Annotated in this window: 14 protein-coding genes, 1 rRNA gene and 1 pseudogene; 8 read left to right on the top strand and 8 right to left on the bottom strand. The window is 73.8% G+C overall.

Going from position 1 to position 19,850, the window contains the following annotated elements; translation table 11 throughout:
* Window positions 1–13: 13 nt before the first annotated feature.
* Window positions 14–1,231, bottom strand: coding sequence for an acyl-CoA dehydrogenase family protein (locus ABWK59_RS23770; RefSeq protein ID WP_354642627.1), 1,218 nt, complete (start codon window positions 1,229–1,231; stop codon window positions 14–16).
* 99 nt (window positions 1,232–1,330) lie between these two features.
* Here ABWK59_RS23770 and ABWK59_RS23765 point away from each other — a divergent pair.
* Window positions 1,331–1,970 (top strand): annotated as a pseudogene (locus ABWK59_RS23765) (TetR family transcriptional regulator).
* Between the two features lie 88 nt (window positions 1,971–2,058).
* On the top strand, window positions 2,059–3,498 hold the full coding sequence (locus ABWK59_RS23760) for a glycoside hydrolase family 5 protein (RefSeq protein ID WP_354642625.1): 1,440 nt from the start codon (window positions 2,059–2,061) through the stop codon (window positions 3,496–3,498).
* 49 nt (window positions 3,499–3,547) lie between these two features.
* Here ABWK59_RS23760 and ABWK59_RS23755 read toward each other — a convergent pair whose 3' ends face one another.
* Entirely contained in the window at window positions 3,548–5,572 is a 2,025-nt protein-coding gene (locus ABWK59_RS23755; RefSeq protein WP_354642624.1) for a M3 family metallopeptidase, read from the bottom strand.
* 114 nt (window positions 5,573–5,686) lie between these two features.
* Between ABWK59_RS23755 and ABWK59_RS23750 the strand changes: the two genes are divergently transcribed.
* Window positions 5,687–7,378, top strand: coding sequence for a bifunctional 3'-5' exonuclease/DNA polymerase (locus tag ABWK59_RS23750; protein ID WP_354642623.1), 1,692 nt, complete (start codon window positions 5,687–5,689; stop codon window positions 7,376–7,378).
* 49 nt (window positions 7,379–7,427) lie between these two features.
* On the opposite strand, the gene ABWK59_RS23745 is transcribed toward ABWK59_RS23750, so the two are convergent.
* A complete protein-coding gene (locus ABWK59_RS23745; RefSeq protein WP_354642622.1) occupies window positions 7,428–7,820 on the bottom strand; it encodes a PTS-dependent dihydroxyacetone kinase phosphotransferase subunit DhaM in 393 nt (130 codons plus the stop codon).
* Between the two features lie 172 nt (window positions 7,821–7,992).
* On the opposite strand from ABWK59_RS23745, the gene dhaK reads away from it, so the two are divergent.
* Both dhaK and dhaL read left to right on the top strand, forming a co-directional pair.
* Window positions 7,993–8,988 (top strand): dihydroxyacetone kinase subunit DhaK, encoded by a 996-nt coding sequence (gene dhaK, locus ABWK59_RS23740; protein ID WP_354642621.1) that lies wholly within the window; start codon window positions 7,993–7,995, stop codon window positions 8,986–8,988.
* Window positions 8,989–9,003: 15 nt separating this feature from the next.
* Window positions 9,004–9,639: a dihydroxyacetone kinase subunit DhaL gene (gene dhaL / locus ABWK59_RS23735; protein WP_354642620.1), complete on the top strand. Its 636-nt coding sequence runs from the start codon at window positions 9,004–9,006 to the stop codon at window positions 9,637–9,639.
* A 10-nt stretch (window positions 9,640–9,649) separates the two neighbouring features.
* On the opposite strand, the gene ABWK59_RS23730 is transcribed toward dhaL, so the two are convergent.
* Window positions 9,650–10,918, bottom strand: coding sequence for a PP2C family protein-serine/threonine phosphatase (locus ABWK59_RS23730; protein WP_354642619.1), 1,269 nt, complete (start codon window positions 10,916–10,918; stop codon window positions 9,650–9,652).
* Window positions 10,919–11,185: 267 nt separating this feature from the next.
* Here ABWK59_RS23730 and ABWK59_RS23725 point away from each other — a divergent pair, with 267 nt between their 5' ends.
* Both ABWK59_RS23725 and ABWK59_RS23720 read left to right on the top strand, forming a co-directional pair.
* Window positions 11,186–11,404 (top strand): heavy-metal-associated domain-containing protein, encoded by a 219-nt coding sequence (locus ABWK59_RS23725; protein ID WP_354642618.1) that lies wholly within the window; start codon window positions 11,186–11,188, stop codon window positions 11,402–11,404.
* Window positions 11,405–11,464: 60 nt separating this feature from the next.
* On the top strand, window positions 11,465–13,738 hold the full coding sequence (locus tag ABWK59_RS23720; RefSeq protein ID WP_354642617.1) for a heavy metal translocating P-type ATPase: 2,274 nt from the start codon (window positions 11,465–11,467) through the stop codon (window positions 13,736–13,738).
* Window positions 13,739–13,847: 109 nt separating this feature from the next.
* On the opposite strand, the gene ABWK59_RS23715 is transcribed toward ABWK59_RS23720, so the two are convergent.
* The 3 genes from ABWK59_RS23715 to ABWK59_RS23705 form a co-directional block, all read right to left on the bottom strand.
* Window positions 13,848–14,567, bottom strand: a complete 720-nt coding sequence (locus tag ABWK59_RS23715; RefSeq protein WP_354642616.1) for an SDR family NAD(P)-dependent oxidoreductase — start codon at window positions 14,565–14,567, stop codon at window positions 13,848–13,850.
* Window positions 14,568–15,062: 495 nt separating this feature from the next.
* Window positions 15,063–16,352 (bottom strand): citrate synthase, encoded by a 1,290-nt coding sequence (locus ABWK59_RS23710; RefSeq protein WP_354642615.1) that lies wholly within the window; start codon window positions 16,350–16,352, stop codon window positions 15,063–15,065.
* Window positions 16,353–16,576: 224 nt separating this feature from the next.
* Window positions 16,577–18,820 carry an ATP-dependent RecD-like DNA helicase gene (locus ABWK59_RS23705; protein WP_354642614.1) on the bottom strand — a complete coding sequence of 748 codons (2,244 nt, stop codon included), beginning with the start codon at window positions 18,818–18,820 and terminating at the stop codon, window positions 16,577–16,579.
* Between the two features lie 353 nt (window positions 18,821–19,173).
* On the opposite strand from ABWK59_RS23705, the gene ABWK59_RS23700 reads away from it, so the two are divergent.
* The gene (locus ABWK59_RS23700; protein WP_354642613.1) at window positions 19,174–19,638 is read left to right on the top strand and encodes a GNAT family N-acetyltransferase; all 465 of its coding nucleotides are present in this window, start codon (window positions 19,174–19,176) and stop codon (window positions 19,636–19,638) included.
* A gap of 53 nt (window positions 19,639–19,691) precedes the next feature.
* Here ABWK59_RS23700 and rrf read toward each other — a convergent pair.
* Window positions 19,692–19,808: ribosomal RNA gene (gene rrf, locus ABWK59_RS23695) — 5S ribosomal RNA — on the bottom strand.
* Window positions 19,809–19,850 lie beyond the last annotated feature (42 nt).

Here is a 19,850-nt window from a genome sequence, read left to right as displayed (position 1 = left end):
CGCACGCCCGCCGTTACCGGATCGGCAGCCCCGAGATGGCCCGGGCGATCACCAGCCGCTGGATCTCGCTGGTGCCTTCGAAGATGGTGTAGATCGCGCTGTCCCGGTGCATCCGCTCCACCGGGTACTCGCGGGTGAAGCCGTTGCCGCCGAGGATCTGCATCGCCTGCGCGGTCACGTACTTGGCGGTCTCGCCGGCGTACAGCTTGGACATCGAGCCCTCGGCGCTGGTGAACGGCTGGTTGGTGGCGGCCATCCACGAGGCCCGCCAGACCAGCAGCCGGGCCGCGTCGATCCGGGTCTTCATGTCGGCCAGCTGGAAGGCCACGCCCTGGTTGTCGATGATCGGCCGGCCGAACTGCGTCCTGGTCCTGGCGTAGTCCAGGGCGACCTCGTACGCGGCCCGGGCGATGCCGATCGCCTGGGCGCCGACGGCCGGGCGGGAGGCCTCGAAGGTGGCCATGGCGGCGTTCTTGCCGCCCTTGCGGACGCCCTCGCGGGCCCGGGCGAGGCGCTCGTCGAGCTTCTCCTTGCCGCCGAGCAGGCAGTGGCCGGGCACCCGGACGCCGTCCAGGACCACCTCGGCGGTGTGCGAGGCGCGGATGCCGTGCTTCTTGAACTTCTGGCCCTGGGCGAGGCCGGGGGTGCCGGGCGGGACGATGAACGAGGCCTGGCCGCGGGCGCCGAGCTCGGGTTCGACGGTGGCGACGACCACGTGGACGGCGGCGATCCCGCCGTTGGTGGCCCAGGTCTTGGTGCCGGTGAGCACCCACTCGTCCTTGGCCTCGTCGTAGACGGCCCGGGTGCGCAGCGCGGAGACGTCGGAGCCGGCGTCGGGCTCGGAGGAGCAGAAGGCGGCGACCTTGACCTCGTCCGGGGTGCCGAACATCTGCGGGGCCCAGGTGCCGATCTGCTCCTCGGTGCCGTTGGCGAGGACGGCGACGGCGGCCAGGGTGGTGCCCACGATGGACAGGCCGATGCCGGCGTCGCCCCAGAACAGTTCCTCCATGGCGATCGGGATGCCGACGCCGGAGGGGTCGAAGAACTGCTGGGCGTAGAAGTCCAGCGAGTAGATGCCGAGCTTGGCGGCCTCCTGGATGATCGGCCAGGGCGTCTCCTCGCGCTCGTCCCACTCGGCGGCGGCCGGGCGCATCACGTCGGCGGCGAAGCCGTGCAGCCAGTCGCGGACCGCGATCTGGTCCGGACCGGGGTCGAGGGAGAAGGTGCTCATGGTGCGTGCCTCCTGGGAGGGTACGGGCTGCGCGGACGGCCGGGCCGGAGGGTGTTACCTCCGGTAACATGGACGGAGTCTGCTACCGGCAGGTAATCGCTGTCAACGACCGAGCGAGGAGCAGCGGATGTCATCGGAGCCCCGCCGCGAGCAATTGCTGAACGCGGCCGACCGGGTCGTCCAGCGCGACGGCCCGGGCGCGAGCATGAACGCCATCGCCGCCGAGGCCGGGATCACCAAGCCGATCCTGTACCGACACTTCGGCGACCGGAACGGGCTGATCCGCGCGCTGACGGAACGCCACACCGGCGGCCTGATCGCCGCCGTGCGGGCCTCGCTGAACGAGCCGCTGGAGCGCCGGGACCGGGTGGAGCACGTGCTGGACACCTACCTGGCCGCGATCGAGTCCCGCCCGCAGGTGTACCGGCTGCTCACCCACCCCGAACCGGGCGACCCGACCGGCGCGGGCAACGCCCTGGCCCCGGCGCTGCGGCGGATCGCCGAGGAGATCACCCGGGCGATCCAGGCACAGGTGGACCTGGGGGCGGAGAGCCCGCTGCTGTCCGAGGTCTGGGGGCGGTCGATCACCGGGATGGTGCTGGCGGCCGGGGACTGGTGGCTGGAGCAGCGGCCCTGTCCCCGCGCCCAGATGGTCCGGGCCCTGGCGGATCTGCTGTGGGGCCGGCTGGCCGCGGCGGCGGCCCTTCCGGTCCCGGCGGCTCCCCAGCCGGAAACGTGAGGGGCGCTCACCTCTTGTGCGGGCTCGGCGGGGTGAGGGAGGATCGGCGCTCGACGGCCACCACCCCACCCCTTGTCCGAGGTGCATCGTGCGTATCCGCCGTACCTTAGCCGCGCTCTGTCTGGCCGCCGCCGTCCTGGGCGGCGCCACCGTCCCCGCCGCGGCGGCGGACCCCGGGCAGCGGCAGACCACCGCCCGCGTCCCCTTCCCCACCGGCACCACGGTGGACGCCTCCGGGCGCACCCTGTTCGCCGACCCCCGCGGCCGGGCGCTGAACCTGCGCGGGTTCAACCTCGACAAGTACGCGGAGGCCACCGAGGCCGATGTCGGGGCGATCGCCGCGCACGGGTTCACCCTGATCCGGCTGCCGGTCTCCTGGACCCGGCTGGAACCCGCCCGCGACCGCTACGACCGCGCCGAGTTCGACCGGGTGCGCCGGGTCCTCGACTGGGCCGAGGAGTACGGCCTGCTCGCCGTGGTCGACTTCCACCAGGACGTCTACGGGCCGAAGTTCGGCGGCGGGGACCGCGGCATCCCGGTCTGGGCCACCCGCGACGACGACCTGCCGTTCACCCCGGACCCCGACGACTGGTTCGCCGGCTACTTCCAGCCCGCCGTCCAGGCCGCCTTCCGCCACCTCTACGACGACGCCGACCTGCGCCGCTGGCAGACCGACTTCTACACCACCGTCGCCCGCGAACTCCTGGGCCACCGCGCGCTGCTGGGCTACGACCTGTTCAACGAGCCGTTCGGACCGATCGAGGGCGACCCGAGTGACCCCGCCGTGCTGGCGGCGGCCGCCGCGGAGCTGGAACGCGGCCGGCTCGCCGACATGTACCGCCGGCTGATCACCGCCGTCCGCGCCGTGGACGACAGCGCCTGGCTGTTCGTCGAGCCGACCGTCCTGGTCGGACAGGGCGTGCCCACCGCCCTGCCCGGCTTCGCCGACCCCCGCCGGGGCCCGGATCGGATCGGGTACGCCCCGCACTTCTACGACACCGCCGTGGAGGCGGGCCGGGACTGGGACCCGACCGGCGGCTTCGTCGAGGCGTACACCGCCGCGATCACCGCCTACCCGCGGGCCCACCGGCTGCCGGTCCTGGTCGGCGAGTGGGGCCCGCCCAGCGCCCGCACCCCCGGCAACGCCGACCTGGTGCGGCGGCAGACCGCGGCCATGTCGGGCTTCGCCGCCGCCTGGACCATGTGGTACTGGTGCCGCGGCGACGGCGGCTACTGCGCGCTCGGCCCGGACGGCCGCCCGGCCCCCGGCCACGGACCCGCCTTCGGGCCGTACGCCACCGCGGTCGCCGGGACCCCGGTCGCCGAGACCCTGCGCGACGGGGTCTACACGCTCACCTTCACGCCCACCCGCCCCGGCGGCTGGACGGAACTCGCCCTCGCCGACACCGCCCGGATCACCGTCACCGGCACTCCGGTCACCGTCGTCCACCGCACCCCCGGCGCCGCCCGCGTCCTGCTGCCCGCCGCCCGCCCGCACACCACGGTCACGGTGACGGTGACGCCGTAGGACGCCTCCACCGGGGCGCGCGGAACCGCGCCCCGGTGGCTGCCCGCCGTCAGGCCAGCCCGCGGCGGGCGAGCAGCGGCGCGATCTCCGGATCCCGCCCCACCACCGCCCGGAAGCAGTCCAGCGCGTCCCTCGACCCGCCCCGGGCCAGCAGCTCCCGCCGGAACACCTCGCCGCTCTCCCGCACCGGCCGGCCGGCCGACCCGAACCACTCCACGGTGTCGGCGTCCAGCACCTCGGACCAGATGTAGGCGTAGTACCCGGCGCTGTACTCGCTGGAGAACACGTGGTTGAAGTAGGTCGTCCGGTACCGCGGCGGGATCGCCGGCACCGCGAGCCCGGCCTCGGCCAGCGCGGCGGCCTCGAACTCCAGGGCGTCGGCGATCTCCCGGCCGGCCGGGACGGTGTGCCAGGCCCAGTCCAGCAGGGCGGCCGCCAGGTACTCGACCGTACGGAAGCCCTGCCCGAAGTTCTCCGCGGCGGCCATCCGCTCCACCAGCTCGGCCGGCAGCGGCTCGCCGGTCTCGTGGTGCCGGGCGTAGTTGGCCAGCACCTCGGGCCGGGTCATCCACATCTCGTTGACCTGGGACGGGAACTCCACGAAGTCCCGCGGCACCGCCGTCCCGGAGAACAGCGGATAGCGGACGTCCGAGAACAGCCCGTGCAGCGCGTGGCCGAACTCGTGGAACAGCGTCCGCACCTCGTCCCAGGTGAGCAGGGCCCGCTCGCCGGGCGCGGGCCTGGCGATGTTGAGGTTGTTCACCACCACCGGCCGCTGGCCCAGCAGCGCGGACTGGCTGACCAGTTCGTTCATCCAGGCACCGCCGCGCTTGGACTCGCGGGCGTGGAAGTCGGCGACGAACAGGCCCAGCGGGCTGCCGTCCTCCTCGAACACCTCGAAGACCCGGGCGTCCGGGTGGTACGCGGTCAGCTCGGGCCGCTCGGCGAAGGAGAGCCCGTACGCCAGGCCGGCGGCGTGGAAGACGCCGTCGTGCAGCACCCGCTCCAGCTCGAAGTACGGGCGCAGCGCGGAGGTGTCCAGGTCGTAGGCCGTCTTGCGGACCTGCTCGGAGTAGAACGCCCAGTCGTGGGCGGCGAGGTCGGTGACGCCGTCGGCGGCGGCCGCCTCGGCGAGCCGGGCGGCCTCGCGCTCGGCGTTGGCGACGGCCGGCGGGACGAGCCGGGCGAGCATGGCGGAGACCGCCTCGACGCTGCCGGCGGTCTCGTCGGCGACCACGTGGGCGGCGTGGCTGGGGTGGCCGAGCAGGGCGGCGCGCTCGGCCCGCAGCCGCGCCATCCGGATCGCCAGCGGACCGTTGGTGTCGACGGCGCGGTTCAGCGAGGCGTCCAGCAGCCGCGCGCGCAGGGACCGGTCGGTGAGCTGCGCGAGCTCCGACTGATTGGAGAAGTTCTTCAGGCTGAGCACGTACGCGCCGTCGTGGCCCAGCGCCCGGCCGTTCTCGGCGGCCGCGGCGACGGCGTCCGGGGAGAGGCCGTCCAGTTCCTCGGCGGTGTCCACGACCAGCGCCCGGGCGAGGGTGTCGGTGTGCACGTTCCTGCGGAAGGCCGCGGAGTCGGCGGCGAGTTGGGCGTTGATCTCGCGCAGCCGCTGCTGGTCCTCGGCGGACAGCCGGGCGCCGGCGCGGACGAAGCGGGTGTGGTACCGCTCCAGCAGGCGCAGCGACTCGGCGTCCAGGCCGAGGGTGTCGCGGGCCTCGTACAGGGCGCTGATCCGGGCGAAGAGGGCGGCGTCCAGGTGGATCGCGTCCTCGTGGGCGGCGAGCCGGGGGCTGATCTCCGCGTCCAGCTCCTGCACACCGGGGGTGGTGTCGGAGCCGTCCTGGTTCATGAAGACCAGGTTGACCCGGCGCAGCAGGGCACCCGAACGCTCCAGCGCCACCACGGTGTTGTCGAAGGTGGCCGGCGCCGGGTCGGCCGCGATGGCGGCCGTCTCGGCCAGCTGGTCGGCCATGCCCCGCTCGAACGCGGGCAGGTAGTGCTCTTCCCGGATCTCGGCGAAGGGCGGGATCTCGTACGCCAGGGTGCTGGGCGCGAAGAAGGGGTTGTCGCTCATTCGCCCGACCCTACGCGGTGGGGCGGGCCCGGCGGCACCCCCGGATTGTCGGTGCCGGCGGGTACCGTCGTACCCGTCCGACCCGCGGCTCGAACGGAAGGAGGCCGGTGCCCGATGGCCCCGCGGTACGCGTTGGTTCCCGACCCGCACGGCCCGGCCGGGCGGCTGCAGCCGCTGGCGGAGGACGGCACCCCGCTGGGCGCTCCGGTGTCCGTGGCGAGCCTGGCCGAGGCGGTCGCGCAGGTGGAGGACGCCGAGCGTCCGCGCTGGGTGTGGGCCGCCGCCGAGAGCGCGTACGCGCCGCTGCTGCCGCTGCGGCTGGCCCGCTGCCACGACCTGCGGCTGGTGGAGGCGCTGCTGCTGGGGCAGGAGAGCCGCTGGGGGGAGCCGCGTTCGCTGGGTGCGGCCTGGGCCCGGCTGCGCGGCCTGCCGGTGCCGGCGGATCTGCCGGAGTCGCCGGGCACCGACGAGCAGGCCGGCCTCTTCGCCCCCGATCGGCTGCAACTGCCGCCCGGTACCGACCCGTTGGAGGCGGTGGTGGCCGTCCACGCCGGGCAGCAGCGGCGGTTGGCGGCCATCGGGGACGATCGGGCCAGGTCCCGGTTCCGGCTGCTGGTGGCGGCCGAGTCGGCGGGGGCGTTGCTGGCCGCGGAGATGGCGTACGACGGGCTGCCCTGGCGGGCGGATCTGCACGACGCCCGGCTGACCGAGCTGCTCGGCCCCCGCCCGCACGTCGCCGGCACCCAGCCCAAGCGGCTGGCGGAGCTGGCGGTGGAGCTGCAGCAGGCACTGGGCGCGCGCCCGTTCAACCCGGATTCGCACGGGCAGGTGCTGCGGGCCTTCGCCGAGCGGGGCATCCAGCTCGGCTCCACCCGGACGTGGGAGCTGCGCGGCGTCGACCACCCGGCCGCCGCCCTGATGATCCGTTACAAGGAGCTGTCCCGGATCCACGTGGCGCACGGCTGGGCCTGGCAGGACGCCTGGGCCCGCGGCGGCCGGTTCCGGCCGGAGTACGTGGTCGGCGGGGTGGTCTCCGGGCGCTGGGCGAGCCGGGGCGGCGGGGCGCTGCAGATCCCGCGGTCGCTGCGCGGCGCGGTGGTCGCCGACCCGGGCTGGACGCTGGTGGTGGCGGACGCGGCGCAGCTGGAGCCGCGGGTGCTGGCCGCCCTGTCGCAGGACGCCGGGCTGGCCCGGACGGCCGCGGCTGGCGACCTGTACGGCGCGCTGGCCGCCACCGCGTTCCACGGCGACCGGGAGAAGGCCAAGCTCGGCCTGCTGGGCGCCATGTACGGGCAGACCCGGGGCGGGATCGGCCCACTGCTGGCCACCCTGCGCCACCGGTACCCGGCGGCCATGGGGTACGTGGAGGCGGCCGCCCGGACGGGGGAGGACGGCGGGATCGTCCGGTCGCAGCTGGGCCGGTCCTGCCCGCCGCCCTCTGCGGACTGGCTGGACCTGACGGAGGCGCCGGAGACGGCGGGGGACGCGGGCGGCCGCTCGGCGCGGGCCCGCGGCCGGTTCACCCGGAACTTCGTCATCCAGGCCAGCGGGGCGGACTGGGCGCTGGCGCTGCTGGCCGCGCTGCGCCGCCGGCTGGCGGTGATGGCCTCCGGGACGGACCGGCCGCATCTGGTCTTCTTCCAGCACGACGAGGTGGTGGTGCACACCCCGATCGACCTGGCGGACGCGGTGGTGGCGGCGATCGCCGAGTCCGGGGAGGAGGCCCGGATGCTGGTGTTCGGCGACACCCCGGTGCGGTTCCCCCTGACCACGGCCGTGGTGGAGTGCTACGCCGACGCGAAGTGACGGCCGCTCACGGCCTCGGCCGCGGTCACGGCCGCGGTCACGGCCCCGCTCACAGCTTGCGGAAGCCGCGGGCGTCCTCGGCGGCGGCCGTCACCTCGGCGAGCGCGGCGCCGGCGGAGGCGGCCACCACGGCGGCGACGGCGCCTTCCACGAACGGCGCGTCCACCAGGACGGCGCCGGGCCGCGGGTGGTCGGCGAGCGCGGCGCGGGCGGTCAGCACCGAGCTGCCGAGGTCGGGCAGGACCACCACACCGGCCCCTGTATCGGCCTCGGCGACGGCCCGCAGCACCAGGTCGTAGCTGGTGCCGAGCCCGCCGTCCTCCGTCCCGGCGGCCAGCGCCACCCGGACGGCGCCGCCGCCCAGCTCGGCCAGCAGTTCCCGCAGACCGGCGGCCATACCCGCACTGTGCGACACCAGCACCACGCCCACCAGATCGGCCATGGCCCGACTCTAGGACCTGTCGGCGGCATCGCGTCGGCGGCTCGGAGGGGTGCAGCGGCCCACCGGGCCCTGACCAGCGGCCCCGGATTCCGGACCCGGCGTGTCGGATCGGGCACGGTGGGCATCCGGCTGGCGTAGCGTCGGGCCCGATGCCTGCCGAGGGAGAGCCGCCGTGAAGAAGCTGATCAACACCCCGGAGACGCTGGTCGCGGACGCCCTGACCGGGTTCGCCGCCGCCCACCCGGGCCTGGCGGTGGACGTGGAGGCGCGGGTGGTCACCCGGTCCGCCCGTCCCGCCGCCGGGAAGGTGGCCCTGGTCTCCGGCGGCGGGTCCGGCCACGAGCCGCTGCACGCGGGTTTCGTCGGCCCGGGCATGCTGGACGCCGCCTGCCCGGGCGAGGTGTTCACCTCCCCGGTGCCGGACCAGGTGCTGGCCGCAGCCCGGGCGGTGGATGCCGGGGCCGGGGTGGTGTTCCTGGTGAAGAACTACTCGGGTGACGTGATGAACTTCCGGCTCGCGGCGGAGCTGGCCGCCGAGGAGGGCGTCGAGGTCCGCCAGGTCCTGATCGACGACGACGTGGCCGTGGAGGACTCCACCTGGACGGCCGGCCGGCGCGGCACCGGCGCGACGCTGGTGGTGGAGAAGACCGCCGGGGCGCTGGCCGAGCGCGGCGCGTCCCTGGAGGAGGTGGCCGCGCTGGCCGCCGAGGTCAACGCCGCCTCGCGGTCCTTCGCCCTGGCGCTGACCGCCGCCACCGTGCCGGCCGTCGGCAGGCCGGGCTTCGACCTGCCCGAGGACGAGATCGAGATGGGCGTCGGCATCCACGGCGAACCGGGCCGCCGCCGCGCCCCGATGCGCCCGGTCCGGGAGCTGGCCGCCGAGGTGGTGGAGACGGTGCTGGCCGACCACGACCTCTCCCCCGGCGACCCGGTGATCGCGCTGGTCAACGGGCTCGGCGGCACTCCGCTGCTGGAGCTGTACGTGGTCTTCGGCGAGGTCCACGCCCGGCTCGCCGAGCACGGGGTGACCATCGTCCGCAGCCTGGTCGGCAACTACGTCACCAGCCTGGACATGGCCGGCTTCTCGCTCACCCTGACCCGCGCCGACGCTCGGCTGCTCGACCTGTGGGACGCCCCGGTCGACACCCCCGCCCTCCGCTGGTCCTGAAGGAGCCCGACCGCCATGGACCCGACCGCCCTGGACGTCCCCCGCACCCTCGCCTGGCTGGCCGCCGTCGACGCGGCCGTGGAGCGGCGGGAGGCCGAACTCACCGCTCTGGACGCCGCGATCGGCGACGGCGACCACGGCAGCAACCTGCGCCGCGGCTTCACCGCCGTCGCCGCCGCTCTGGCCGGCCCGCCGCCGGAGACGGTCGGCGCGGTGCTCACCAAGGCCGGGACCGTCCTGATCTCCAAGGTCGGCGGCGCCTCCGGCCCGCTGTACGGCATCGCGCTGCGGGCGATGGGCGCGGCCCTGCTGACCGCCACCGCCGGCCCGGCCGAGCTGGCCGCGGCACTCGCCGCGGGGCTGGACGCCCTGCGGGGGCTGGGCGGCGCCCAGCCCGGGGACAAGACCATCGTCGACGCGTACGCCCCGGCCCTGGACGCCTTCCGGCAGACGGCCGACCGGGGGCTGGCGGAGGCGGCCGGCGCGGCCGCGGCGGCCGCCGAGGAGGGGGCCCGGGCGACCGTCCCGCTCCAGGCCCGCAAGGGCCGCGCCTCCTACCTCGGCCCGCGCAGCATCGGCCACCAGGACCCGGGGGCGACCTCGACGGCCCTGCTCTTCGCGGCGCTCGCCGAGGCCGTCCGGGCGCCGTAGGGCGGGTCCCTCAGGGCCGCGGGGCCGTTCCCGCGTCGGCGGGTGCGGCGCCGTCGTCCGCGGGGTCGCGCCGGTCCTCGCGTCCCGGGGTGAGCCTCTTCTCCCGGTCCGCCCGGTCGTCCCGGCAGACCAGCATCAGCAGGGCGTCGTCGTTGAGCTCCCCACCGGTGTGCACCAGCAGGTCGGCGTAGACCCGCCCGACGGCCGACTCCAGTTCGGCGAGGGAGCGGTCGGCGCCGCGGACCAGCGGGCCGACCCGTTCGGCGAGCGGGTAGAACTCGCCGGTGCGGTGGTGCCGGGCCTCGATCACGCCGTCGGTGCAGAGCACCAGCACGTCCCCGGTGTCGAACGGGACGTTCAGCGGCTCGGGCTCGCCGGGGGTGAGCGAGCCGAGGCCGAGCGGTACCCACGGTTCGGCGGCCTCCAGCACGGCGACCCGCCCGTCCCGGCCGACCTGGATCGGCGGCACGTGCCCGAAGTGCAGCAGCTGCACCGACCCGGGCTCGCGGAACTCGCCGAACAGCGCGGTGGTGAACTCGCCGTCGGGGGCGTGCCGGGCGACGCTGGCCTCGATCCGGGCGGCGACCGACCCCAGCCGCTTCTCGTCGTACGCGGCCTCGCGGAACGCGCCGAGCACCACGGCCGCGGTCTGCACCGCGCCGAGGCCCTTGCCGCGGACGTCGCCGACGATCAGCCGGGTGCCGTGCGGGGTGTCGAGGACGGAGTACAGGTCGCCGCCGATCCGGCCGGCGTCGGCGGCGGAGACGTACCGGACGGCGAGGCGCAGCGGGCCGACGGTGGGTTCGGGCTGGCGGAGCAGGGCGCGCTGGGCGGCCTCGGCGACCGAGCTGACGGCGGCGAACGCGGCGGCACGTCTCATCCGCAGCTCGGCGACCATGGCGCTGAACACGGTGAGGGTGACGAAGCTGACCATGGCGCCGTAGAGGAAGCGTCCGTCTCTGAGGTCGACGACCTGGTCGTGGTTGCTGAGGCCGAGCAGGGCGAGGAAGGCGACCGCGCAGACGCCGAGCAGCTCCCGCGGTTTGAGGGTGAGCGAGGCGACGGACGGGACTACCACCATCAGCGGGGCGAGGTAGCGGTCCTGGCCGGAGAGGAAGTCGGCGAGGGAGACGATCAGCAGGGCCAGGACGGCGGGGGCGGCCCGGCGCCAGAACGGGATGTCCTGGAGGTCGGCGACGAGCAGCGCGTTGCGGCGACGGGCGGGCATGACCCCGCCGGCGTCGGCGACCGCCGACCGGACACGGCTGAACCAGAGCACATTTCGAACATATCGGACGGGGCGATCGGCCGCGCCACACCCGGCGTTCCGGCCCGGCTCCCGACTCCGCCATAGCCCCGCCGCGGCGGGGGCGCGCCGGGGAGGGCACCAGAACGGGCGAATCGTGGCGTTCCGGCTACGTACCGACGGCGGGGAGGGGTCATGCTGCGATCCGAGCCACACGCCCCACCGCCCGAGGAATACCCCTAGGGGGTATGGTGTTGTGAGCAGACAGAGAACACCGAGAACGACGACCCGGAGGTCACCATGGCCAGCACCGTCACCTACTCCGTCACCGGCATGAGCTGCGGCCACTGCGAGAAGTCGGTCAGCTCCGAGGTCTCCGCCCTCCCGGGCGTCACCGAGGTGGCCGCGGACGCCAAGGCCGGCACCGTGACGATCTCCTCCGAGGCGCCGCTCACCGACGACCAGATCCGCGCGGCGGTCGACGAGGCCGGCTACGAGCTGGTCGGCCGCTCGGTCTGATCCCCGCGGGGGCGGGCCCCGGCCCGCCCCCTCCCGTCCCTCCCCCGAGGAGTCACGAGCATGAGCACCAGCACCCCGGACATAGGCACGGCCCCGGTCCGCGACCGGATCGAGCTCGCCATCGGCGGGATGACCTGCGCCTCCTGTGCGGCGCGGATCGAGAAGAAGCTCAACCGGATGGACGGCGTCGAGGCGACGGTCAACTTCGCCACCGAGCGGGCCCGGGTCGAGTTCGGCCCCGAGGTGGGCGTCGCCGACCTGATCGCCACCGTCGAGCGGACCGGCTACACCGCCGAGCCCCCGCCGGAGGCCGTCCCCGCCCCGGCCGGGGAGGGCCCCGGGGAGCCCGCCGCCGAGCCCGACCCGCTGCGCGCGCGGCTGCTGGTCAGCGCCGTGCTGACGCTGCCCGTGGTGCTGCTCTCCATGGTCCCGACGCTGCAGTTCGACCACTGGCAGTGGCTGGCCTTCGCCCTGACCGGCCCGGTGGTGGTGTACGGCGGCCTGCCGTTCCACCGCGCCGCCTGGACCAACCTCAAGCACGGCGCCGCCACCATGGACACCCTGGTCTCGCTCGGCACCCTGGCCGCCTTCGGCTGGTCGGTGTGGGCGCTGTTCTGGGGCGACGCGGGCATGCCCGGCATGCGGCACGGCTTCACCCTCGCGGTCGGCGGCACCGACGCCGCGAGCACCCTCTACCTGGAGACGGCGGCCGCGGTCACCACGCTGATCCTGCTCGGCCGCTGGCTGGAGGTCCGCTCCAAGCGCCGCGCGGGCGCCGCCCTGCACGCCCTGCTCGACCTGGGCGCCAAGGAGGTCGCGGTGCTGAGGGACGGCCGCGAGGTGCGGATGCCGGTCGACCGACTGGCCGTCGGCATGCGCTTCGTGGTCCGCCCCGGCGAGAAGATCGCCACCGACGGCGTGGTGGTGGAGGGCAGCTCCGCGGTCGACGCCTCGATGCTCACCGGCGAGTCCGTCCCGGTCGAGGTCCAGGTCGGCGACAGCGTCACCGGCGCCACCGTGAACGCCGGCGGCCGGCTGGTGGTGGAGGCCACCCGGGTGGGCGCCGACACCCGGCTCTCCCGGATGGCCAGGCTCGTCGAGGAGGCGCAGAACGGCAAGGCCGCCGCCCAGCGGCTGGCCGACCGGATCTCCGCCGTGTTCGTCCCGGTGGTCGTCCTGATCGCCCTCGGCACCCTGGTGGGCCGGCTGCTCGTCACCGGCGACCCGACCGGGGCGTTCACCGCCGCCGTGGCGGTCCTGATCATCGCCTGCCCGTGCGCGCTCGGCCTGGCCACCCCGACCGCCCTGATGGTCGGTACCGGGCGGGGAGCCCAGCTGGGCATCCTGATCAAGGGCCCGGAGGTCCTGGAGAACACCCGGCGCGTCGACACCGTCGTCCTCGACAAGACCGGCACCGTCACCACCGGCCGGATGGCCCTGGTCGCCGTGCACACCGCCGAGGGCACCGACCGCGACGAGGCGCTGCGTCTGGCCGGCGCGCTGGAGCACGCCTCCGAGCACCCGATCGCCCGGGCCGTCGCCACCGCGGCCGCCGACCGGCTCGGCGACCTGCCCGCGGTCGAGGAGTTCCGGAACGTGCCCGGGCTCGGCGTCCAGGGCGTGGTCGACGGCCACGCCGTCCTGGCCGGACGGGAACGCCTGCTCGCCGACCGGTCGCAGCACCTGCCGCCCGTCATGGCCGAGGCCAGGCGGCGGGCGGAGGCCGCCGGCCGGACCGCCGTCGCGGTGGGCTGGGACGGCGCGGCCCGCGCGGTGCTGGAGATCGCCGACGCCGTCAAGCCGACCAGCGCCGAGGCCGTCACCCGGCTGCGCGCCCTGGGCCTGCGCCCGGTGCTGCTGACCGGCGACAACCGGACCGTGGCTGAGGCGGTCGCCGCCGAGGTCGGCATCGCCGCCGAGGACGTGGTCGCCGAGGTCCTGCCCGAGGACAAGGTCGCCGCCGTCCGCCGGCTCCAGGCCGAGGGCCGGGTGGTCGCCATGGTCGGCGACGGGGTCAACGACGCCGCCGCGCTCGCCCAGGCCGACCTCGGCCTCGCCATGGGGACCGGCACCGACGCCGCGATCGAGGCCGGCGACCTCACCCTGGTCCGCGGCGACCTGCGCTCGGCCGCCGACGCGATCCGGCTCTCCCGCCGCACCCTGGCCACCATCAAGGGCAACCTGTTCTGGGCCTTCGCCTACAACGTGGCGGCGATTCCGCTGGCCGCGGCCGGGCTGCTCAACCCGGTGGTGGCGGGCGCCACGATGGCCTTCTCCTCGGTCTTCGTGGTCACCAACAGCCTCCGCCTGCGCCGCTTCGACGCGGCGGCCTGAAAGCGCGGCCTGAAGACGGCGGCCTGAAACCACCGGGGCGCGGGGAGCCTGCCGGAGCCTTTCGGCTCGCGGAGCTCCCCGCGCCCCTGCGCGTACCCGCGTACCCGCGCTACCGCCCCAGCAGCTCCCCGCCGTTGCAGTGCAGGATCTCGCCGGTGATGAAGCCCGCCTCCGGCGAGGCCAGGAAGTACACGGCCGCCGCGACCTCGCCCGACTCGCCGATCCGGCCGAGCAGGGTCCGGGCCGCCCGGCGGGCCACCTCGGCCTCGTCCAGCCGCGGACCGAAGAACTCGGTGCCCGAGACGGTGCCCGGGGCCACGATGTTGGCGGTGATCCCGGACGGGCCGAGCTGGGCGGCCAGGAAGTGGTTCCAGGCGTGCAGCGACGCCTTGGCGGCCCCGTACGAGCCGGCGCCGCGCAGGGCCGCGATGGAGCTGACGGTGACCACCCGGCCGGAGCCCGGGGTGAGCCGGTCCCGGACGGACTCGGTCAGCAGCACCGCGGTGAGCACGTTGCGCTCGAAGTCGCCGCGCCAGCGGGCCAGCAGCGCGTGCGGGCCGGCGCCGATCACGGTCTCCCGGCTGCCGGCGTTGTTGACGAGCACGTCGATCCGCTCGGGCAGGTGGGCCAGCGCGGCCTCGACCGCGTCCGGGTCGGCGAGGTCGCAGACCAGCGGGGTGACCGCCGCGCCGAGTTCGGCGGCCGCCTGCTCCAGCACCGCGCGGCGGCGGCCGACGATCACGATCCGCTCGCCCGCCTCGGCGAACCGGCGGGCCACCTCGAACCCGATACCCGTGCCACCGCCGGTGACGACGACGTTCCTGGCCATCTGCGCACTCCCTCCCTGACCCGTCACCGCCCGGGGCAGCGGGCGGTCCGTACCGGAATGGCACGATTCCTATCACGCAGGGTCGCCGTGGCTGTGGGGAGGGTGACCGATCGGGTCGCTGATGGTGTGTGATATGTGGGGGCCGGGCGCCGGATCCGGGGTGACACCGGACGCACACGGAGCGTGGAGAGAGGCAACTCACACCCCCCAGCCGTAACTTTGCCACCCCGGATACGTCTTACCTTGTGAAGTGCGGCACCTCTCCAGGTCGCCGCCGAGGGGCTCCGGCGGGCCCCGGACGGCTGCCGTTCCGGCAGCCTCACGCACGACGCCGGGGGTCGCGGGCCGGTCGGGAATGCTTTGAGCGGCCGTTCCCGGCCCCGGCGACCCCGGCGTCGTGCGAGCTGACCACCAGCGGACCGGGCGGCGTGCCCCGGTGCGCCGAAGGGCCCGGTCGCACTCCCGCGACCGGGCCCTTCCTCACGACACGGGGTGTCAGCGACCGTCGAGCGGGACGTAGTCGCGGATCGCGGTGCCGGTGTAGATCTGACGCGGACGGCCGATGCGGCTGGTCGGGTCGTTGATCATCTCGTGCCAGTGGGCGATCCAGCCGGGCAGGCGGCCCAGCGCGAACAGCACGGTGAACATGCTGGTCGGGAAGCCCATCGCGCGGTAGATCAGGCCCGTGTAGAAGTCGACGTTCGGGTACAGCTTGCGCGAGATGAAGAAGTCGTCGTTGAGCGCGTGCTCCTCCAGCTTCAGCGCGATGTCGAGCAGCTCGTCGGTCTTGCCGAGCTGGCCGAGCACCTCGTGCGCGAGGATCTTGACCTGCGCGGCGCGCGGGTCGAAGGCCTTGTACACGCGGTGGCCGAAGCCCATCAGCTTGACGCCGTCCTCGCGGTTCTTCACCTTGCGGATGAAGGCGTCGACGTCGCCGCCGTCCTTCTGGATCTGCTCCAGCATCTCCAGCACGGCCTGGTTGGCGCCGCCGTGCAGCGGGCCCCACAGGGCCGAGATGCCGGCCGAGATCGAGGCGAACAGGTTGGCGTGGCTGGAGCCGACCAGGCGCACGGTGGAGGTCGAGCAGTTCTGCTCGTGGTCCGCGTGCAGGATCAGCAGCTTGTCCAGCGCGTTCACCACGACCGGGTTGATCTCGTAGTCCTCGGCGGGGACCGCGAAGGTCATCCGGAGGAAGTTCTCGACGTAGCTCAGGTCGTTGCGCGGGTAGACGAAGGGCTGGCCCATCGCCTTCTTGTACGCGTACGCGGCGATGGTCGGGAGCTTGGCCAGCAGGCGGACCGTCGACAGGTGGCGCTGCGCGGCGTCGAACGGGTTGTGGCTCTCCGGGTAGAAGGTGGAGAGCGCGCCGACCACCGAGGACAGCATCGCCATCGGGTGGGCGTCCCGCGGGAAGCCCTGGTAGAAGCGCTTGACGTCCTCGTGCAGCAGGGTGTGCTGGGTGATCTCGGTGTTGAACGCCTTCAGCTGGTCGGCGGTCGGCAGCTCACCGTTGATCAGGAGGTACGCCGTCTCGATGAAGTCGCCCTTCGCGGCGAGCTGCTCGATCGGGTAGCCGCGGTAGCGCAGGATGCCGTTGTCACCGTCCACGAAGGTGATCGCGGACTTGTACGCGGCGGTGTTGCCGAAGCCGTTGTCCAGGGTGACCAGGCCGGTCTGCGGGAGCAGCTTCGAGATGTCGAAGCCGGCGTTGCCCGCAGTGCTCTCGACGACGGGGTACTCGTACTCGCCGTCCTGGTACCGCAGTACTACCGAGTTGTCGCTCACGTCTTCCTCACCGACGAAATGAATGCTCATCCGAGTGCTCTGCTGTCTCCACGATCCTCCATCCGGAGGACAGCCGCGCATCCGGGGTGGGCCGAGAAGGGCCCCGTCCTACAAAAGCTGTCGCCGCAGCCGGTATGAACCGGACAAGATCGGCACCTGACCAGGTTCCGCTCTAAATCTCTTCACGTCAAGACAACCTCTGACCGTAGCCTACGGCTGGATGATCATCCAATTGTCAGCCGGTGGTCGAGTGCGGAATGCCTCCGACCTGCGCTGACGGATCTCACGGCCTGCCCGATCGCCTTCCGTGACCCTACGAGTACAACGAGCTTCCGGGCCCTGGTCACGGCCGTGTAGAGCAGATTCCGCTGCAGCATCGTCCACGCGGAGGTCGTGACGGGAATCACCACCGCCGGGTACTCGCTGCCCTGCGAACGGTGGATCGTCACCGCGTACGCGTGCGCCAGCTCGTCCAGCTCGTCGAAGTCGTACGGCACCTCCTCGTCCTCGTCGGTCAGCACCGTCAGCCGCTGGTCGTCCACGCTCAGTGAGGTCACCACCCCCACCGTGCCGTTGAAGACGCCGTTCTTCCCCTTGTCGTAGTTGTTCCGGATCTGCGTCACCTTGTCGCCCACCCGGAACGTCCGCCCGCCGAACCGCCGCTCCGCCAGCCCCTCCCGCGCCGGCGTCACCGCCGCCTGCAGCAGGGTGTTCAGGTTGCCCGCGCCGGCCGGACCGCGGTGCATCGGCGCCAGCACCTGCACGTCCCGCCGCGGATCCAGACCGAACCGCTGCGGGATCCGCCGCGCCACCACGTCCACCGTCAGACCGGCCGCCCGCTCGGCGTCCTCCTCCGCGAACAGGAAGAAGTCCGGCAGGCCGTCCGTCACCGGCGGCAGACCCTCGTTGATCCGGTGCGCGTTCGTCACCACCCCGGACTGCTGCGCCTGCCGGAAGATCCTGGTCAGCCGCACCGACGGCACCGGGCTGCCCGGCGCCAGCAGATCCCGCAGCACCTCCCCCGCCCCCACCGAGGGCAGCTGGTCCACATCCCCCACGAACAGCAGGTGCGCCCCCGGCGCCACCGCCTTGACCAGCTTGTTCGCCAGGATCAGGTCCAGCATCGACGCCTCGTCCACCACCACCAGGTCCGCGTCCAGCGGACGGTCCCGGTCGTACGCGGCGTCACCGCCGGGCCGCAGCTCCAGCAGCCGGTGCACCGTCGACGCCTCCGCACCCGTCAGCTCCGCCAGCCGCTTCGCCGCCCGGCCGGTCGGCGCCGCCAGCACGACCTTCGCCTTCTTCGCCAGCGCCAGCGTCACGATCGACTTCACCGTGAACGACTTGCCGCACCCCGGGCCACCGGTCAGCACCGCCACCCTCCGGGTCAGCGCCAGCTTCACCGACTCCCGCTGCTCCGGGGCCAGTTCGGCCCCCGTCCGGCGGGCCAGCCAGCCCAGCGCCGCCTCCCAGTCCACCTCCGCGAAGTGCGGCATCCGGTCGGTGTCCGCCCGCAGCAGCCGCAGCACCTGGTTCGCCAGCGAGATCTCCGCCCGGTGGAACGGCACCAGGTACACCGCCGACACCGGCTCCCCGCCCTCGCCCGGCAGCTGCTCCCGGACCACCCCCTCGGCCGCCACCAGCTCCGCCAGGCAGTCGATCACCAGCCCCACGTCCACCTGCAGCAGCTTCACCCCGTCCGCGATCAGCCGCTCCTCCGGCAGGTAGCAGTGCCCCTGGTCGCTGCTCTGCGACAGCGCGTACTGCAGGCCCGCCTTCACCCGCTCCGGGGAGTCGTGCGGGATCCCCACCGCCTGCGCGATCCGGTCCGCGGTCAGGAACCCGATGCCCCACACATCCGACGCCAGCCGGTACGGCTCGTTCTTCACCACCCCGATCGAACCGTCGCCGTACTGCTTGAAGATCCGCACCGCCAGCGAGGTCGACACCCCCACGCCCTGCAGGAAGACCATCACCTCCTTGATGGCCTTCTGCTCCTCCCAGGCCGCCGCGATCTTCTTCGTCCGCTTCGGCCCCAGCCCCGGCACCTCGATCAGCCGGCCCGGCTCCTTCTCGATCACCTCCAGGGTCTCCACCCCGAAGCGCTCCACGATCCGCTCGGCGAACCGCGGACCGATGCCCTTGATCAGCCCCGAACCCAGGTAGCGCTGGATGCCCTGCACGGTGGCCGGCAGCACCGTCGTGTAGTTCTCCACCATGAACTGGCGGCCGTACTGCGGATGCGAACCCCACCGCCCGAACAGCCGCAGCGACTCCCCCGGCTGCGCGCCCAGCAACGCCCCCACCACGGTCAGCAGGTCGTTGCCGCCGCGCCCGGTGTCCACCCGGGCCACCGTGTAGCCGGTCTCCTCGTTGGCGTAGGTGATCCGCTCCAGGACACCGTCCACCTGGGCCAGTTGCCGTGGCACCGCCGGGTTCTGCTGCGCCGGCTGCTGCTTCGTGGCCACGGGACCCCTCTCGCTGGGTGGAGACCTCGGTCGGTCGGAACCGCCGGCCGGCCCGGTGTGTACCGGACGGATCCGGGCCGCCCTGGGCACCGTACCGCCCACCACCGACAGTTTCGGGCGCCTTGTCCCACTCCCTGCCTCCGTGCGCCCTCTGCCCCCCGCCGTCCTGTGCCCCCTGCGCGACCTGCGGCGGCACTGCGACGGCCCACGGGTGGCACGGTGGCACTCGGTGCCTAGGGGTGGTGCCACGGGCGAGCATGGGGCGCTCAGGGCGTTCGCCGAGCGTCCTGGGCTGCCGGGCCCATGATCCCTCCCGCTGCTGACGGTCCGCCAGTCGGGCTTAGAGTCCGGGTGTGAACGATCTGATCATCCGACCCGCCACCGCCGAGGACCTCCCCGCGATCGTGGCCATGCTCGCCGACGACCCGCTCGGCGCCACCCGGGAGTCGCCCGAGGACCTCACCTGCTACCGGGAGGCGTTCGCCCTGATCGTCGCCGACCCCCACCAACACCTGGTCGTCGCCGAACGCGCCGGACGCACCGTCGGCACCCTCCAGCTCAGCGTCATCCCCGGCCTGTCCCGCCGGGGCGCCACCCGCACCGTCATCGAGGCCGTCCGCATCCACGCCGACGAGCGCGGCGCCGGCCTCGGCACCGACCTGATCGAGTGGGCCGTCGCCCGCTCCCGCGAACTCGGCGCCGACCTCGTCCAGCTCACCTCCGACAGGACCCGCACCGACGCCCACCGCTTCTACGAACGGCTCGGCTTCACCGGCTCCCACCTCGGCTTCAAGATGCCGCTGACGGAAAAGGTCTGACAACGCGAAAAACCCCCGTCCGGTTTCCCGGACGGGGGTTTCTCTGAATGATTGTTCGGCGGCGTCCTACTCTCCCACAGGGTCCCCCCTGCAGTACCATCGGCGCTGTGAGGCTTAGCTTCCGGGTTCGGAATGTAACCGGGCGTTTCCCTCACGCTATGACCACCGAAACACTATGAAACTATCCGCCGGCAAGACGGGTCGTGGTTTCA

The sequence above is a fragment of the Kitasatospora sp. HUAS MG31 genome (assembly GCF_040571325.1).
GTDB lineage: Bacteria > Actinomycetota > Actinomycetes > Streptomycetales > Streptomycetaceae > Kitasatospora > Kitasatospora camelliae.
The sequence above is the reverse complement of the archived record's forward strand: the minus strand, read 5'-3'. Positions and strand labels throughout refer to the sequence as shown.

Coding starts and splice junctions, on each gene's coding strand:
- ABWK59_RS23770 (WP_354642627.1), bottom strand. CDS start 1,231: ATGAGCACCTTCTCCCTCGACCCCGGTCCGGACCAGATCGCGGTCCGC.
- ABWK59_RS23755 (WP_354642624.1), bottom strand. CDS start 5,572: ATGAGCGACAACCCCTTCTTCGCGCCCAGCACCCTGGCGTACGAGATC.
- ABWK59_RS23750 (WP_354642623.1), top strand. CDS start 5,687: ATGGCCCCGCGGTACGCGTTGGTTCCCGACCCGCACGGCCCGGCCGGG.
- ABWK59_RS23745 (WP_354642622.1), bottom strand. CDS start 7,820: ATGGCCGATCTGGTGGGCGTGGTGCTGGTGTCGCACAGTGCGGGTATG.
- dhaL (WP_354642620.1), top strand. CDS start 9,004: ATGGACCCGACCGCCCTGGACGTCCCCCGCACCCTCGCCTGGCTGGCC.
- ABWK59_RS23725 (WP_354642618.1), top strand. CDS start 11,186: ATGGCCAGCACCGTCACCTACTCCGTCACCGGCATGAGCTGCGGCCAC.
- ABWK59_RS23720 (WP_354642617.1), top strand. CDS start 11,465: ATGAGCACCAGCACCCCGGACATAGGCACGGCCCCGGTCCGCGACCGG.
- ABWK59_RS23715 (WP_354642616.1), bottom strand. CDS start 14,567: ATGGCCAGGAACGTCGTCGTCACCGGCGGTGGCACGGGTATCGGGTTC.